Raw genomic sequence first — 15,988 nt, forward strand, 5'->3', positions numbered from 1 at the left:
ACGGAGATCCGGCGCCGCCCGGCGCGCGCCCGCCTCAGAGCGCTGGCACCGCCCGTGCAGTGGGCGACTCTGCAATGACCGCGAAGCTGAAAGTCCTCTTCATCGCCTCCGACACCGGGGGGTGCGGCTACGCGCGGTGCCGCCTTCCCGCGCTCGGCCTCTCGGAGCTCGGCGGCTTCGAGGCGAAGGCGACGGCGCGGCTCGCGTGGGACGACCTGATCCATCACGACGTGCTGGTCTGGTCGCGGCAGCACCGACGGGAGCTCGTCCGCTACCGGAAGTTCGCGAGAGGGATGGGGAAGATCCTCGTCTTCGACATCGACGACCACCTCCACGACCTCCCCTCGTGGAGCCCGGCCGCGCGCGCCTATCCGAAGGGGGGCCCCGAGCTGCGCGGCCTCGAGGAGTGGATGCGATCCTGCGACGCCCTGACGGTGTCGACCCCGCCTCTCGCGCGCGCGTATGGAGACTTCAATCGAAGCGTCGCCGTGCTTCCCAATTCGATCGATCTCGACGCGTGGCGACCGGCGCCCGCGGCGCATCGCGGAATCCGGGTGGGGTGGGTCGGGTCGACGACCCATCGGAAGGACCTCGAGATCGTGAAACCGGCGCTCCTCAAGCTCCTGCGCCGCTTCCCGGACGTGACGCTCGTCATGATGGGGTACGACGGCGACTTCCAAAAGGCCGGGATTCCCCTCGAGTACCATCCGTTCGTGCCGATCGACGAGTATCCGTCGAAGCTCGCGTCGCTCTCGATCGACATCGCGCTCGCCCCTCTCTCGCCGCACCGTTTCAACACGTACAAGTCCAACATCAAGTTCCTGGAATACTCTGCGCTGGCCGTCCCCTGCGTCGCGTCGCCGGTCGAGCCGTACCTCACGATACGCGACGGGGAGACGGGCTTCCTCGCGGGGAGCGAGGCCGAGTGGATCGAGAAGATCGGCGCGCTCGTCGAGGACGCCGCGCTGAGGCGGCGGATCGGCGAGGCGGCCCGCGAGTTCGTCGCCTCGAGCTTCGACGTGAGGCGGACGGCGCATCGGTGGGGGGATTTCTTCCGGGCGCTCGTCGCCGAGCGCCCACCGCGTGAGGCCCCCGTCGCCGGCGCTCCGCTCGTCGCGCAGTTGCAGCTTCTTCGCGCCCTCGAGGCGGGGCGCGACGGGCGGGGTCCGCAGGCGCTCGAGCACCTGCGCCGCGCCGCCGAGATCGATCCCCTCAACGCGACGATACGCCTGCTGCTCGCGGAGCTCCTCGCCGCCTCGGGGGACGCCGCAGGCGCCGCCGACGAGGCCCTCAACGCGAAGGATCTCGCGCGCGGCGACGCGACGATCACCGAGCGCGCCCGGCGCCTGCTCGATCGCGCGACCGAGGTCGAGGCCCCCGTCGCCGCGCGTTGACGCCCGCCTTCGGGCTCGGCTACTCTCACCCGACGCTTCCCAGGGGTCAGAGCGTAGGTCGGCAACGCTCCGGAGAGATGTCCGAGTGGCTTAAGGAGCACGCTTGGAAAGCGTGTGTGGGGGAAACCTCACCGTGGGTTCGAATCCCACTCTCTCCGCCACCCCTCCCCTGCCGTGAAAGGGGTTCCGTCACGCGTCGCCGCTGAAACCGAGGGTGCGCCGAGTCCATGGCTGAGGGAACCGCGCGCACCTGGACCGTGACCCGACTCGTCCTCGCGGCCCTCGTTCTCTCCCCGGCGCTCTTCCTCGGTGGGTTCGTCCTCTCGATCCGCTCGACGTTCGGCATTCGGAGCCCCGCCACGTGGAGCGCCTCGGCGCTCTTCCTGCTCGCGCCGGTGGTCACCGCCATCCTGTGCACGCGCGCCGACGCCGCGACGACGCGCTCCCGCCTGATGAACGCCCTCGCCGTGGCCGCCTCCTGCCTCTTCACGCTCGGAGCCGTCGAGATCGCGGTCCGGGCGACGGGATTCGATCCGGCGGGCCACGAGGCATGGCGCCGGCAGATCGGCGAGCCTCCGACGGTTCGCCCCGGCAGGGACGGCGCGACGTACTCCACCATTCCTCACGCGGAGTGGGGACACATGTACTCCTCGAACGAGCGCGGCTATTTCGACGGAGCCAACATGGTTCATTACCGGGCGAACTCGGCGGGATTTCGCGGCCCCGATCTCTCGGCGTCGAAACCTCCCCACACCCTTCGGATCGCCATCCTGGGCGACTCGTTCGCGTTCGGGGAGGGAGTGAAGGACGACGACGTGGCCGCAAGAAGGATCGAGCGGCGCCTCAACGAGCGCTCCGCCTGCGCGATCGAGGTCCTCAATTTCGGGACGCCCGGTTACGACACCGTGGATGAGGCGAAGCTCGTCGAGCACCCGGTGATGGATGCCCGCCCGGACATCGTCGTCGTCTGGTACTTCCTGAACGACGCCGAGGCGGTGGGGACCATGGGATACCTGACGGGGTACCAGAAGCCCCAGTTCCTCCCCTGGTACCGGGAGTTCTCCGCCCTTGCGCGGCTCATCGGCTCGCGGCTCGACATGAACGCCTCGGGCTCGCATCTCGTCGGGGACTACCTCCGGGCCTACCGGGACGACAGCCGGGGGTTCGCCGGCGTCAAGGAAGGGCTCGCGCGCATCTCGGAGGTCGCCCACCGGTCCGGAGCGCGCGTCGCGCTCTTCGTCCACCCCATCCTCTACCGGCTGGACGATCGGTACCCGTTCGCCGGCATCCACGCGAAGGTGCTCGCGGCCGCCCGCGGCGCCGGCATGGAGGCGTTCGATCTGTTCGACGCGTTTCGAGGCAGGGACGGGGTGTCTCTCTGGGTCCATCCGAGCGACCAGCATCCGAACGAGGAGGCCCACCGGATCGCCGCCGAGTTCGCGGCCGAACGGCTGCTGCCCCTGCTCCCGAGCTGCCCTTGAGAGGTGCGGTCAGCGGGGCTTCGCGGCCCCCGCCTTGACGGCGAGCGTGTTGACCTTCGTCGAGAGGACCGCGAAGAAGTTCGGCTTGTCCGAGTTGTAGACGCTGTCGATGACCCCGTCGGGGCGGACGATGATGAGGGTCGGCGTCGAGACCACCCGCAGCTTCGAGGTGAAGGCGCGCCCGGCGTCCTCGAGGACCGGGAACCCGATCCCCGCCTCGTCCTCGTATTTCCTCAGGTCCTCCGCCGTGGCCCCCTCCTTGAGGGTCGCGACCGACACGACGTTCAGGTACTTCGGGTGGTACGTCTTCTGCGCGAGGACGATCTGCGGCATGATGTGGCGCGAGTAATCGCAGTGCGGCCCCCAGTAGAAGATGGCGGTGACGTGGCCGGGGCCCACGAAGCTCGTGAGGCTCACGCTCTTCGCCGTGCCGAACTCCGGAAGCGAGATGTCCGGGAGCTTCGACCCGATGAAATCGGCGACGGGGTAGTACCTCTCCATGCCGAACACCGCCGGAGGATCCTCCCCGCGCGACGACATCAGGATCGCCTCCTTCACGGCGATCCCCTTGAACACCTCCTGCTTGAGCGACGAGGCGCCGGTGAAGCAGAAGACCCCCTTGGAATCGACGAGCGAGATCGCGGGGACGATCGCCACACCCAGCGTCCGCTGCACGCGGGCGTCCTGATCGAGGATGACGGGGACGTCGAGCCTCAGGGCTTTCAGCCTGCCCGTCATCTCGGCCACCGGCTGCCCGGCGGCGACCCGCGTCACCGCGTAGAGCGCGACCTTCTTCCCCGGACCCGACCTCACGAAGTCCCGGACATCGGCGAGAATCCCCTCAGAGACCTGGTACCCCGGGAGGAAGTAGGCGAAGACGATGGTCCGTTGCCCGAGATCGGCCGCGAGATCGAGCGTGGCGGGAGCGTCGGCCCCGGGGAGGAGCGCGCTGACCTTGATGGGGGGAAACGCGATCCCCTCCGACGCCCTCGTGTCCGCCGGGCTCGCCGGCGCCAGCGCGGCCTCGGGGACGGACGTCGCGCTGTCCCGCGAGGACTCGCGCCCCGTGGAAGGGGGGGCGTCGGGAGAGGCTACAGGAGTCGCGTGGCCGGAAAGGATGAGGAGCGCGGCGAGCAACCCGAAGACCCGAACCGTCACCGCCGTCGCCCGCATGAGGCCGGGATTATAGGTTGCCATGCCGCCGAAATCCGGAGTATTCTCGGTCCAACTTCCTCGCGGGGCCGGGGTTCGAGCCCCGTGCACGTCGAGCCCACAAACCCCGTCAGGCCCGGAAGGGAGCAGCGGTACGTGATCTCTCGGTGGTGCCACGGGTCCCCTTGGACCCTTCCCGCGGGGAAGCCTTCCCGGCACGAAGGTGACCGATGACGGCGAAGGCCTCCTATCTCGCCCTTGCGCGGCGCTACCGCCCCGCGTCGTTCGACGACGTCATCGGGCAGTCCGCCGCCGTCTCGACGCTGAAGAACGCCGTGGCGACGGGGCGCCTCCACCACGCCTACCTCTTCTCCGGCATCCGGGGCGTCGGCAAGACGACGGCCGCGCGCCTCTTCGCCCGCGCCCTCAACTGCGCGAAGGGGCCGACCCCCGATCCCTGCGGGGAGTGCGACCCGTGCCGGGAGATCGCCTCGGGCCTCTCCATGGACGTCATCGAGATCGACGCCGCGAGCAACCGGGGCGTCGACGACGTGGAGCCGCTGCGCGAGGCCGCGCGCTACGCGCCGTCGAGGGATCGGTACAAGGTCTTCATCCTCGACGAAGTCCACATGCTCTCGAACGCGGCGTTCAACTCGCTCCTCAAGATCCTCGAGGAGCCCCCGCCGCGCATCGTCTGGATCCTCGCGACGACGGAGCACCGGAAGGTACCCCCGACGGTCGTCTCCCGCTGCCAGCACTTCGAGTTCCACAGGGTCGAGCGGGCCGAGATCGTGGCCTGCCTCGAGCGGATTGCCGCGCGCGAGTCGGTCGACGTCGATCGCGCCGGGCTCGAGGTGATCGCCGCCGCCGCCGCGGGGAGCGTCCGGGACGCCGTGAGCCTCCTCGACCAGGCGATCGCGTACGCCGGGCCGAAGGCGACGGTCGACGACGTGCGCGCCGCGATCGGCGCGATCGATCGCCGCGCCGTCCTCGAGTTCCTGAGGCTGGTGGCCGCGCGCGACGGAGCCGGTCTGCTCGAGCGCATCGCCGCCCTCGCCGAGGGGGGGGCCGAGTTCTCGCAGTTCACCTCGGCGCTCGTCTCGACCGCCCGCGACACCGCGATGGCGCGGTTCACCCCGCCGGGGTCGAAGGCCCTGAGCGTCACCGCGGACGAGGAGAAGGAGCTCCGCGAGCTGGCGTCGTCCTTCAGCGACGACGGGCTGCTGCGCGTCTTCCACGCGCTCCTCGACCTGCCGTTCGCGATCCGGAACGCAGCCCAGCCGCGCTTCGTGCTCGAGGCGGCGGCGCTGAGGCTCGCCCGCCTCGCGGACCTCGCGCCGATCGAGGAGGTCATCGCGCGGCTTCAGGGGGGATCCGCCCCGGCGGCGGGGAGCGCCCCGCGAGCCGGCGGTCCGGCCGCTACGCCTTCCGCGCGCCCCGCGCAGGCGGCCCCGGGCGCTCTCGCGCCTCCCTCCCCCGCTCCCGGGGCGACCCCCGAGGCGGGCGGATTTCGCGAGCGACTCCTCGCCGCGGTCCAGTCGAAGAAGATGTCGCTCCGCACCTACCTCGAGATGGCGCGCCGCGTGGCGCTCGACGGCGACGTCGTCGAGATCGCCTTCGGCGAGAAGCAGAGCTTCTCCCGCGACGCGATCGAGACGGCGGACGCACGGGCCACGATCGAGGCGGCGGCGTCGGAGATCGCCGGCCGGCCGGTGCGCGTGCGGACGGCCCTCGAGGCGCCGGGCCAGGACGAGCCGGCGCCCGAGGCCGCTCCGGCCCGGCGCGACCGGCTCATCGAGGCGGCGATGAAACAGCCCGAAGTCCGCATGGTGATGGAGACGTTCCGCGGACAGATCGTGGACATCCAGGAGATCTCGTGATGGTGAACATCAACAAGCTCCTCAAGCAGGCTCAGAAGATGCAGGAGGACATCGCGAAGCAGATGGAGGGCCTCGAGGTCGAGGGGTCGGCCGGCGGCGGCGCGGTGAAGATCACGATGAACGGGAAGAAGGAGATCCTCTCGGTCGCGATCGGCAAGGACGCGATCGATCCCGACGACCTCCACCTCCTCGAGGATCTCGTGAAGGCGGCGGCCAACGACGCCGTCGCCAGGGTGGACGACGAGCTCTCGGGGACGCTCGGCGGCGCGATGCCTCCCGGGTTCCCGGTCGCTTGAGGCGCGCGCGCTGATGCCGACCTTCGCGGAGCCCCTCGCCCGGCTGATGGAGGCCCTGAAGTCGCTTCCGGGGGTCGGGGCGAAGAGCGCCCAGAGGATGGCCTTTCACGTCCTGAAGGCGCGCCGGAGCGAGGTCGAAGCGCTCGCCGCCGCCCTCCTCGAGGTGAAGGATCGCCTGGCGCTCTGCTCGACGTGCTTCAACATCGCCGAGAGCGAGACCTGCCCCATCTGCGCCGACCCCGGCCGCGAGCGCAGCCAGATCTGCGTGGTCGAGGAGCCGGGCAACGTCGGCGTGATCGAGCGGGCGGGCGGGTTCCGGGGGTTGTACCATGTCCTGCACGGATCGCTCTCCCCGCTGCACGGCGTGGGCCCGGAACAGCTGAAGGTCGTCGAGCTCATCGCCCGGATCCGGGGCGGGGGCGTCCGGGAGGTCATCATCGCGACCAACCCGACCGTGGACGGAGAGACCACGGCGACCCATCTCAACTCGCTGATCCAGCCTTTCGGCGTGGAGGTGAGCCGCATCGCCATGGGCCTTCCGGTGGGCTCGGACATCGACTACGTGGATGAGGTCACGGTCTCGAGGGCGCTCTCGGGGCGCCACAAGCTGTGAGGCCGCAGACTGTGAGGCGATGATGCGGGAGCGTGGCTCGCTCGGCGTCTTCCTCGACGAGTGCCGCAAGAACTTCTCGCAGACCGGGGCGCTCGCCCCGAGCTCGCGGGCGCTCGCCGCCGCGATGGCCGCCTACGTCTCGAGCATGGACGCCCCCCGGCGGCTCCTCGAGGTCGGCGCCGGCACGGGCGTCGTGACCGGCGAGATCATCCGCCGCATGGGACCGTACGATCATCTCGACATCTACGAGATCAACCCCGTCTTCGCCGACATGATCGAGGCGCGCCTCGCCGCAGATCCCGAGTTCGAGTCGGGACGCGGCCGGACGACCCTGTACCGGAAGGACGTGCTGGGCCTGCCGCGCGAGGCCGCCTACGACGTCATCGTGTCGAGCCTGCCGCTGAACAACTTCGACCCGGAGAAGGTCCGCGAGTTCCTCGACACCTTCATGACCCACCTCGTGCCGGGCGGCGTCCTCTCGTACTTCGAGTACGTCCTCGTCCGGACGGTGAAGCGGTGCCTGTCGACGGCCGCAGAGCGCGAGCGCCTGAGGCGGGTCGGCCTGGTGACCGACGAGTTCGTCCGCCGCTACCAGATCCGGAGCGAGCCGGTCCTCCTGAACCTCCCCCCGGCGGTCGCCCGCCACCTCGTCAGGCCGGCCACTCGCGCCGCCGCGGCCCCCCGGACCGCCTCGTCGCTCCGCCCCGCGGCCGCCATCCAGTAAAGGTTAGGCTGAACCGTGACCCGGCAGCCCCGGCGCATTGCCCGGTCCATAGGGCTGCTGTATATTGGCCGCCGCTCGCAACGGGAGCCCGTTCGAGACGCGCCCAGTAGAAACGACCCGCCGAGGTGCCCTGCATGCCCCTGGCCGACACGGTGATGTATGAAGAGGAGTTCAAGCAGATACAGGACATCCTCAGCCGCCTTCGCCAGGAGGCCAACGCCCGCGCCGCATTCCTGATCGATCGCAACGGACAGCAGATCGCCGCGACCGGGGAGAACCTCGAGACGATGGACTCCACGTCGCTCGCCAGCCTCACGGCCGGAAACGTCGCCTCCACCGACGCGCTCGCGAAGCTGATCGGCGAGAAGGAGTTCTCCATCCTCTTTCACGAGGGGGAGAAGGACAACCTCCACATCTCCCTGATCGGCGGGAAGATCATCATGGTCATCCTCTTCGACGAGCGGTCGTCCCTCGGGCTGGTCCGCCTGCGCACGCGCAAGGCGACGGGCGAGCTGACGGCGGTCTTCGAGGCCATCGACCGCAAGCAGGCCGACGACCGGGCGAAGGGGGGGAACGCCGAGTCACCGTTCGCCGAGATCACCGACGCCGACATCGATTCCCTCTTCTCGTCCTGACCCGCCGATGACCTTCATCAACTACGCGTCCCGCGAGATCAACTGCAAGCTGGTCTACTACGGCCCCGGCCTCGGCGGGAAGACCACGAACCTCCAGTACATCTACGAGAAGACGAACCCCGACGCGAAGGGAAAGCTGATCTCCCTCGCGACGGAGACCGATCGAACCCTCTTCTTCGACTTCCTCCCGCTCGAGCTGGGGACGATCCGCGGCTTCCGCACCCGGTTCCACCTGTACACGGTCCCCGGGCAGGTCTTCTACGACGCCTCGCGGAAGCTGATCCTCAAGGGATGCGACGGCGTGATCTTCGTCGCCGACTCCCAGGACGCGCGCATGGACGCGAACGTGGAATCGCTGAAGAACCTGGTCGACAACCTCAAGTCCGCCGGCTACGACCTGAAGGCGATGCCGTACGTCCTCCAGTTCAACAAGCGCGACCTCCCCACCGCCCTCCCCGTCGAGGAGATGACGAAGCTCCTCAGGTATAAAGATGAAGAGATCTTCGAGGGGGTGGCCGTCAAAGGGACGGGCGTCTTCGAGACGCTCAAGGCGCTGGCCAAGCTGGTGCTGGTGGAGCTGAAGAAGACCAAGTGAGGCCGCCGCCCCGGCGGTTGACGCGACGGCGGGCGTCTGATAGCCTGCCGGGCTTCCAGATCAGCCATCTCCCTATCCGTGCGGCGGAAGGCGCAGGGCGCTTGCGGGTGCCGCCAGGGGTCGGGAAGGCCACCGGAGTCACGAGATGAACTACGCAATCGTCGAGATCGGCGGGACGCAGCACCGGGTCGCCCCGGGCGACACCATCAAGGTGCAGCGCCTGGCGGCCGAAGCGGGCGGCAACATCACGCTCCAGAAAGTCCTGCTGGTGCAGTCAGGCGAGACGATGAAGGTCGGCGCGCCGTACGTCGCGGGAGCCGAGGTCACGGCCACGGTCCTCGGCGAGAAGAAGGCGCGCAAGATTCTTGTTTTCAAGAAGAAGCGCCGCAAGCAGTACCGGCGACTCAACGGCCACCGCCAGATCCTCACCTCGCTCCAAATCCAGGAAATCCGCTCGGGGAGTTGAACGATGGCTCACAAGAAAGCGGGGGGCAGCTCCCGCAACGGACGTGACAGCAATTCCCAGCGGCTCGGCGTGAAGAGGTTCTCGGGACAGTACGTCTCCGGCGGATCGATTCTCGTCCGCCAGCGCGGCACCCCGATCAAGGCGGGACGCCACGTGGGCCGCGGCAAGGATGACACTCTCTTCGCCAAGGTGAGCGGCGTCGTGAGCTTCGAGGACAAGGGCAGGATGGGCCGCTTCGTGAGCATCCTCCCGGAGTCCAGGTCGTAGGAGAGGCCCGCAATCGACGCTCCGGGTCCTCCACCCGGCCGGCAGTCCCCTCATAGAGGTCTTCCCCCATGTTTGTGGACCACGCGCGCGTCGTCGTGCTGGGCGGCCGCGGCGGGGACGGTTGTCTCTCGTTCCGCCGCGAGAAATTCGTCCCCAAGGGGGGCCCTGACGGCGGCGACGGCGGGGACGGCGGCCGCGTGATCTTCGTCACCGACGCCTCCCTGACGACCCTGCAGGCCTTTCGCTTCCGGCAGCATTTCCGTGCCGCGAAGGGAGGGCACGGGCGCGGCAAGAATCAGCACGGGCGCGGCGGCGCCGACCTCAGGGTCGCCGTCCCCGCGGGGACCGTCATCCACGACGAGACCGGCGCGGTGATCGTCGATCTCTCCGAGACCGGCCACGAGTGGGTCGCCGCGAAGGGGGGGCACGGGGGGCGCGGGAACGCGCGCTTCGCGTCGTCGACCAACCAGGCGCCCAGGCGGTTCGAGCCGGGCACCCCGGGAGAGGAGAGGACGCTCGTCCTTGAGCTGAAGCTCCTCGCGGACGTCGGCCTCGTGGGGATGCCGAACGCCGGGAAGAGCACCCTGCTGTCGCGGATCTCCTCGGCGCGGCCGAAGATCGCCGACTACCCGTTCACCACCCTGACGCCGCACCTCGGCGTCGTCGAGTCGGGTCCGTTCGAGTCGTTCGTCGTCGCCGACATCCCCGGCCTCATCGAGGGGGCGCACGAGGGGGCTGGCCTGGGCGCGCGCTTCCTCAGGCATGTCGAGCGCACGTCGGTCCTGGTCCATCTCGTCGACATCTCGGCCGCTCTCGAGCGCGATCCGGTCGAGGACCTCTCGGCCATCGAGCGCGAGCTCATGGAGGCCGGGGGGCTGAACCTGAAGCCGCGCCTGGTCGTCGCGACGAAGGTCGATCTCGTCCCCGGCATCCCCGAGGCGGAGGCCGCTCTGGCGCGCCTGAAGTCGCACTGCCGGAGGCACAAGCTGCCCTTCGCCTCGATCTCCGCCGCGACGGGGAGCGGCATCCGCGAGCTGGTGGCGAAGATCGACCGCATGCTCCGCAAATCGATCGCCGGCAAGACGGAGAGCGCCCCGCGCGCGATCCGGCTCCGCAGCGCGGCCCCCGGGCGCGACGCATCCCCGGGGCGCGAGGCCGCCTCGGAGCGCGAAGCATCCTCGAAGCGCGAAGCCGGCTCGGAGGACGAAGAGTGAGCGCGCCCGACACCGACATGATCGTCGCCGCGCGCGCCGCTCTGGACAAGAAGGCCGAGGGGCTCGCCCTTCTCGACCTGCGGGGGCTCTCCGACGTGACCGACTACTTCCTGATCTGCCACGGCCGATCGGGCCGGCAGGTCCAGTCGATCGCGGACCAGATCGAGAGGGCTCTCAGGCTGAAGCACCGGCGCCCGGGCCACATCGAGGGGCATGCCCGCGGCGAGTGGATCCTCATGGATTACTTCGATTTCGTGGTGCACATTTTCACGATGGACCGGCGGTCCTATTACGGCCTGGAGCGCCTGTGGGGGGACGCCCCCCGGCTGCGGCTCCCGCGGCCCGACGGGAAGGCCGTGAGGCGGCCGGCGCGCGCCCGGCCGGGGGACGCCGACCGCGAAGAGGAATGAGCTCGAGGCTTCCGTCTTTTGACAAGGGAAAAGGCGCCGTCTAGATTATGCCCTCCCCGCCGGCACCGTCAGGCGAACCGGTCATCGTCTATCGTTCCGCCGTGATGGAGCGGGCCGTCGGGCTCGCGGAGCGCGTCGCCCGGAGCGACGCCAGCGCCCTGATCGTGGGGGAGAGCGGCACCGGCAAGGGGCTGCTCGCCGAGCTGATTCACCGCCGCGGGACGCGGCGCGAGCGGCCCTTCGTGACCGTCTCGTGCGCGAACATCCCCGCGGATCTCTTTGAAAGCGAGCTCTTCGGGCACGAGAGGGGATCGCACACGGACGCGACGACGCGCAAGCCCGGGCGGCTCGAGGCCGCCGACGGCGGGACGGTCTTTCTCGACGGGGTCGAATCCCTCGCGCCGCCCCACCAGGCGAAGCTGCTGAGGGTCCTCCAGGAGAGGAGCTTCGAGCGGCTGGGCGGGCTCGAGACGGTCCGGGTGGACATCCGGATCCTCTCGTCGAGCCGCGAGGATCTCACCGCGCTCGTCGCGACCGGCGCGTTCCGGGAGGATCTGTACTACCGGCTGAACGTGGTCACGATCGCCGTCCCTCCGCTGAGGGAGAGACCGGAAGACGTCTTCCCTCTCGCCCGGCACTTCCTGAAGCGCCTCAGGGCGCGCGACAGGAGGGGGCCGAGGCGGTTCGGGGCCGACGCGAGGCGGGCGATGCGGGCCTATCATTGGCCTGGAAACGTGCGGGAGGTGATGAACGCCGTCGAGGCGGCGATGATCGTCGCCGAGGGGGATGTCGTCGGGGCCGAGGCCCTTCCGATAAGGCACGGCACACCGATGGCGCGGATGGTCGCCGCCGCCTCCGACGAGGGGCTGACGCTCGCGGCCCTCGAGGAGAGGTACATCCGGGAGGTGCTGAGGCTCACGCGCGGCAACAAAACGCGGGCCGCGGCGATTCTCGGGATCAGCCGCAAGACGCTCATCGCGAAGACGCAGCGATACGAGGGTGGCGGAGAGCCGGATTGAAGCTCTCGGTCGTCTGGGTCGGCCGGACGAAGGATCGGCGCATCGAGGCGCTGGCGCAGGAAGCGGTCGAGAAGATCGGCCGGTACTGCCGGATCGCGGTCGTCGAGATCAGGGACTCGAGGATCGCGGGCAAGGGCATCCCGAAGCGCCCGGGCGAGGAGGGGGAGAGGGTCCTGAAAACGGTGAAGCCGGGCGAGCAGGTGATCGCGCTCGACGAGGGGGGGCGCGAAATGCGCTCCGTCGAGTTCGCCGGGTTTCTCGGGAAGGCATTGGAATCGACCCCCGCGGGGGTCAGGTTTATCCTCGGCGGGCCGTTTGGCCTGTCGGAGGAGGTGCTGAAGGCAGCCTCACACCGCATCTCGCTCTCGAGGATGACCTTGACCCACGAGATGGCGCGGCTGGTGGCGCTGGAACAGATTTACAGGGCCTTCACGATTATGCGAGGGGAAGGCTACCATCACTGATCGAAGAGGACCGTGGAGACGGCTTGAATGGACAAGAAGTCCTTGGAACAGTTCAAGAAGAAGCTGGTCGACAAGCGGCGTGAGCTGACGCACGCCTACATCCGCGACAAGACGTACGGGAAGGAGAGCGACGAGGGCGGGACGCAGGATTCGGCGGACAAGGCGTCCACCTCGTACACGAAGGAGTTCCTCTACTCCCTCAGCAACACCGAGCGCGGCGTGCTGCAGCAGGTGGAGCAGGCCATCTCGCGCATCGGCGAGGGTGAGTTCGGCGTGTGCGACGAGTGCGGCGAGGCGATTCAGAAGAAGCGTCTCGACGCGGTGCCGTGGGCGCGCTACTGCCTGGCCTGCCAGGAGGCGGTGGACAGGGGCCGGCTCGCGGAGGCGGGAGAATAGAACCCGGTGAAGGTCCGGACCTTCCTGATCCTCCTGGCAATCCTCATCCTGACAGCCACGTCCGCCGTCCTGGTCATCCGGAACCAGCAGATCCTGTCGGCGCGATTCGCCGTCACCGACGCGGTCTCGGTGCCCGTCTACGCCGTGCTCGGCTCGGCGTTCCTCGCGGGCGCCGTCCTCGTCCTCACGGGATCCGTCTTCCGGGACTCGCGCGATCTCCTGCGCCGGCTCGAGGGGCTTCGCGGCGCGAAGGAGACGAAGCACCTCGGCGATCTGTACCGCCAGGGGATGGAGGCCTTCCTCGAGGGGCAGGAGGAGAAGGCCCTCTCGCACTTCCAGGCGATCCTCGCGGCGGACGCGTCGAACGTCGACGCGCTCGTCCGGGCCGGGCAGGTCCATCGCGCTCTGAAGAACCTGAAGGAGGCGGTCGAGTGCCACCGGAAGGCGCACCGGCTGAGGGAGCAGGAGCTGGAGCCGCTGTACGAGCTCGTCAAGGACTACGAGTCGCTGTCGCAGATCGGCAAAAGCAAGGTCGTCCTCAACAGGATCATCCAGCTCCGCCCGCGCAAGGCCCTCTCCGCGTACCGCAAGCTCCGCAAGTACGCGATGAAGGAGGGGGACTGGTCCCGCGCGTGGGAGATCCAGGGGCTCATCGAGGCCCAGACGGAGAAGACGCCGTACAAGATGCAGGCGGAGACGCGCTTCAACGTCGGGATCCGGTATCAGCTCGCCGCCGCCAAGGCCGCCGACAACCGCCGCGAGGGGGCGAACCTCCTGCGCAAGATCGTCCGCGCCCACTCCGATTTCGTTCCCGGGCACGTCCGGCTGGGTGACATCCTCATCGAGATGGGCCAGCCCGGAGCGGGGGTCGAGGCGTGGGCGCGCGGGTTCGAGTCCACCGGCTCGCCGATCTTCCTCAGCCGGATGGAGGACCACTTCCTCGAGATCTCCGAGCCCGAGAGCGCCATCGAGGCGCTCCGCACCGCCGTGACGCGCTCCCGGAACGATTTCCTGCCGAGGCTCTTCCTCGCGCGGCTGTACCTCCGCCTCGAGATGATCGACGAGGCGCACCGTGAGTTCCGCGCGTTGAAGGATCGCGTCAGCTCGTCCCCGACGATGCACGCCTTTCTCGCGAGCATCCACGAGCGGCGCGGCGACCCGCGCGAGGCGGTCGCGGAGTACCGGGAGGCGCTCAAGCTGCTGGATCTCCCCCGCCTCTTCTACCGATGCGGCGTCTGCGACACGCGCACGTCCGAATGGGGAGACCGCTGCGACGTCTGCATGGAGTGGAACCAGATCGTCCTCGATTTCGGCGAGGATCAGACGCTCGACGAGGTGGGGACGGCGCAAGGACCGCTGTACTCGGGCGTCCCCTGATGGGGCCGACCGTCCTCGTCGTCCTCGACGGCTGGGGACACGCAACCACACGCGAGGGAAACGCGGTTCGGAACTGCGGCCCCGCGAACATGGACGCGCTCGCCCGCGACTACCCCTCCTCGCTCCTCGACGCCTCGGGCGTCTCGGTGGGGCTCCCCGCCGGCCAGATCGGGAACTCCGAGGTGGGGCACACGTGCATGGGCGCGGGGCGCATCGTCTATCAGGATCTGAACCGCATCGGCCACGCCATCGCCACGCGCGAGTTCCAGTCGAACCCCGCGCTCCTCGCGGCGATGGACGGCGCGGCGCGCGGAGGCCGGGCGCTGCACCTCCTCGGCCTCGTGAGCGACGGAGGAGTCCACAGCCACATCGACCATCTCGAGGTCCTCGTGAAGATGGCCCGCGAGCGCGGCTGCCTCAGGATCTTCGTCCACGCCTTCATGGACGGGCGCGACACCGCCCCGGCCATCGGGGTGCGGTACCTCCGCGATCTGGAGGAGACGTTTGCGCGCGACGGCGGCGGCGCGGCGATCGGGACGGTGATGGGCCGGTACTGGGCGATGGATCGCGACAACCGGTGGGATCGCGTGCAGAGGGCCTACGAGGCGATGACCGAGGGGGTGGGTCTCGTCGCCCCGACCGGCGTCGCGGCGATGGAGGCGGCGTACGGGCGCGCGGAGACCGACGAGTTCGTCGCGCCGACGATTGTGTCACCCGCCGGAATCGCGCCCGGGGCGGCGCCGGGGCTGCTCCGCGACGGGGACGCCGTCATCTTCTTCAACTTCCGCGCGGATCGCGCGAGGGAGATCACGCGGGCGCTGACCGAAGGCGCCTTCGACGCGTTCCCCCGCCGCGTGCGGCCGGCCCTCTCGAGCTACACGTGCATGACGCGGTATCACGAGAGCTTCCCGCTTCCCGTCGCCTTCCCTCCCGAGTTCCCCGACCGCACCTTCGGGCAGCTTCTCGCCGAGCGGGGCCTGAGGCAGCTCCGCCTCGCCGAGACGGAGAAGTACGCCCACGTGACCTTCTTTTTCAACGGCGGCGTCGAGCGCGTCTTCCCGGGGGAGGAGCGCGTCCTCATCCCCTCGCCGAGGGTCGCGACGTACGACTTGCAGCCCGCGATGAGCGCCCCCGCCGTGACCGACGCCTTCGTCGAGAAGCTCCGCGCGTTCGACAGGATCCCCGGCGGAGCGAACGTCGCCGTGGTCATGAACTTCGCCAACGCGGACATGGTGGGCCACACCGGGATCTACGAGGCCGCGCTCTCCGCGTGCCGCACGATCGACGAGTGCGTCGGGCGCATCGCGGGCGAGACGCTGGCGCGCGAGGGGACGATTCTCATCACCGCCGACCACGGGAACGCCGAGCAGATGATCGATCCCGAGACCGGCGGACCCCACACGGCGCACACGCTCAACCCCGTCCCGGTGATCCTCGCGGGGCGGCGGTTCCGGGGGATGAGGCTCAGGGAAGGCGGGATACTCCCCGACATCGCGCCGACGCTTCTCGAGGCGATGGGGATCCCACAGCCCGCCGAGATGACGGGCAGAACCCTCCTCGATCACACCTGACTCCGACCGCATTGAAGAGCCCGCGCCGGGCCTC

The 15,988-nt window shown here is 69.4% G+C and carries 18 protein-coding genes, 1 tRNA gene and 1 other RNA gene; 19 read left to right on the forward strand and 1 reads right to left on the reverse strand.

Features of this window, described 5'->3' with window-relative positions:
- Positions 1 to 74: 74 nt before the first annotated feature.
- The 3 genes from HY049_04885 (at position 75) to HY049_04895 (ending at position 2,875) form a co-directional block, all read left to right on the forward strand.
- Positions 75 to 1,394 carry a glycosyltransferase family 4 protein gene (locus HY049_04885; protein MBI3448239.1) on the forward strand — a complete coding sequence of 440 codons (1,320 nt, stop codon included), beginning with the start codon at positions 75 to 77 and terminating at the stop codon, positions 1,392 to 1,394.
- Between the two features lie 71 nt (positions 1,395 to 1,465).
- A tRNA-Ser gene (locus HY049_04890) sits at positions 1,466 to 1,555 on the forward strand.
- A 66-nt stretch (positions 1,556 to 1,621) separates the two neighbouring features.
- Entirely contained in the window at positions 1,622 to 2,875 is a 1,254-nt protein-coding gene (locus HY049_04895) for an SGNH/GDSL hydrolase family protein (GenBank protein MBI3448240.1), read from the forward strand.
- 9 nt (positions 2,876 to 2,884) lie between these two features.
- Here the strand turns inward: HY049_04895 and HY049_04900 are convergent, their stop codons facing one another.
- A complete protein-coding gene (locus HY049_04900; protein ID MBI3448241.1) occupies positions 2,885 to 4,072 on the reverse strand; it encodes a TlpA family protein disulfide reductase in 1,188 nt (395 codons plus the stop codon).
- A gap of 49 nt (positions 4,073 to 4,121) precedes the next feature.
- Here HY049_04900 and ffs point away from each other — a divergent pair.
- The 16 genes from ffs to HY049_04980 all read left to right on the forward strand — a co-directional run bounded on the left by ffs (position 4,122) and on the right by HY049_04980 (position 15,954).
- Positions 4,122 to 4,221: signal recognition particle sRNA small type (ffs, locus tag HY049_04905), an RNA gene on the forward strand.
- Between the two features lie 36 nt (positions 4,222 to 4,257).
- Positions 4,258 to 5,907: a DNA polymerase III subunit gamma/tau gene (gene dnaX / locus HY049_04910; GenBank protein ID MBI3448242.1), complete on the forward strand. Its 1,650-nt coding sequence runs from the start codon at positions 4,258 to 4,260 to the stop codon at positions 5,905 to 5,907.
- Positions 5,907 to 6,203, forward strand: a complete 297-nt coding sequence (locus tag HY049_04915) for a YbaB/EbfC family nucleoid-associated protein (protein MBI3448243.1) — start codon at positions 5,907 to 5,909, stop codon at positions 6,201 to 6,203. Before dnaX ends, HY049_04915 begins: the two co-directional genes overlap by 1 nt.
- 13 nt (positions 6,204 to 6,216) lie before the next feature.
- A complete protein-coding gene (gene recR, locus HY049_04920) occupies positions 6,217 to 6,816 on the forward strand; it encodes a recombination protein RecR (GenBank protein ID MBI3448244.1) in 600 nt (199 codons plus the stop codon).
- 19 nt (positions 6,817 to 6,835) lie between these two features.
- Positions 6,836 to 7,540 (forward strand): methyltransferase domain-containing protein, encoded by a 705-nt coding sequence (locus tag HY049_04925; GenBank protein ID MBI3448245.1) that lies wholly within the window; start codon positions 6,836 to 6,838, stop codon positions 7,538 to 7,540.
- 134 nt (positions 7,541 to 7,674) lie between these two features.
- Entirely contained in the window at positions 7,675 to 8,175 is a 501-nt protein-coding gene (locus HY049_04930; protein ID MBI3448246.1) for a roadblock/LC7 domain-containing protein, read from the forward strand.
- Between the two features lie 7 nt (positions 8,176 to 8,182).
- The gene (locus HY049_04935) at positions 8,183 to 8,770 is read left to right on the forward strand and encodes a gliding-motility protein MglA (GenBank protein MBI3448247.1); all 588 of its coding nucleotides are present in this window, start codon (positions 8,183 to 8,185) and stop codon (positions 8,768 to 8,770) included.
- A 145-nt stretch (positions 8,771 to 8,915) separates the two neighbouring features.
- On the forward strand, positions 8,916 to 9,236 hold the full coding sequence (gene rplU / locus HY049_04940; GenBank protein ID MBI3448248.1) for a 50S ribosomal protein L21: 321 nt from the start codon (positions 8,916 to 8,918) through the stop codon (positions 9,234 to 9,236).
- 3 nt (positions 9,237 to 9,239) lie between these two features.
- Positions 9,240 to 9,503, forward strand: coding sequence for a 50S ribosomal protein L27 (rpmA, locus tag HY049_04945; GenBank protein ID MBI3448249.1), 264 nt, complete (start codon positions 9,240 to 9,242; stop codon positions 9,501 to 9,503).
- A 68-nt stretch (positions 9,504 to 9,571) separates the two neighbouring features.
- A complete protein-coding gene (obgE, locus tag HY049_04950; GenBank protein MBI3448250.1) occupies positions 9,572 to 10,717 on the forward strand; it encodes a GTPase ObgE in 1,146 nt (381 codons plus the stop codon).
- Between the two features lie 17 nt (positions 10,718 to 10,734).
- The gene (gene rsfS, locus HY049_04955; protein MBI3448251.1) at positions 10,735 to 11,127 is read left to right on the forward strand and encodes a ribosome silencing factor; all 393 of its coding nucleotides are present in this window, start codon (positions 10,735 to 10,737) and stop codon (positions 11,125 to 11,127) included.
- Positions 11,128 to 11,228: 101 nt separating this feature from the next.
- Positions 11,229 to 12,146 (forward strand): sigma-54-dependent Fis family transcriptional regulator, encoded by a 918-nt coding sequence (locus tag HY049_04960; protein MBI3448252.1) that lies wholly within the window; start codon positions 11,229 to 11,231, stop codon positions 12,144 to 12,146.
- The gene (locus HY049_04965; protein ID MBI3448253.1) at positions 12,143 to 12,610 is read left to right on the forward strand and encodes a 23S rRNA (pseudouridine(1915)-N(3))-methyltransferase RlmH; all 468 of its coding nucleotides are present in this window, start codon (positions 12,143 to 12,145) and stop codon (positions 12,608 to 12,610) included. Before HY049_04960 ends, HY049_04965 begins: the two co-directional genes overlap by 4 nt.
- A 27-nt stretch (positions 12,611 to 12,637) precedes the next feature.
- Positions 12,638 to 13,006, forward strand: a complete 369-nt coding sequence (locus HY049_04970; protein MBI3448254.1) for a TraR/DksA family transcriptional regulator — start codon at positions 12,638 to 12,640, stop codon at positions 13,004 to 13,006.
- Positions 13,007 to 13,012: 6 nt separating this feature from the next.
- Complete coding sequence (locus tag HY049_04975; GenBank protein ID MBI3448255.1) at positions 13,013 to 14,383, forward strand: tetratricopeptide repeat protein; 1,371 nt, start codon at positions 13,013 to 13,015, stop codon at positions 14,381 to 14,383.
- The gene (locus HY049_04980) at positions 14,383 to 15,954 is read left to right on the forward strand and encodes a 2,3-bisphosphoglycerate-independent phosphoglycerate mutase (protein ID MBI3448256.1); all 1,572 of its coding nucleotides are present in this window, start codon (positions 14,383 to 14,385) and stop codon (positions 15,952 to 15,954) included. The genes HY049_04975 and HY049_04980 overlap by 1 nt, the downstream gene beginning before the upstream one ends.
- Positions 15,955 to 15,988 lie beyond the last annotated feature (34 nt).

This window comes from Acidobacteriota bacterium (genome assembly GCA_016195325.1).
In the GTDB taxonomy this organism is placed as follows: domain Bacteria; phylum Acidobacteriota; class Polarisedimenticolia; order JACPZX01; family JACPZX01; genus JACPZX01.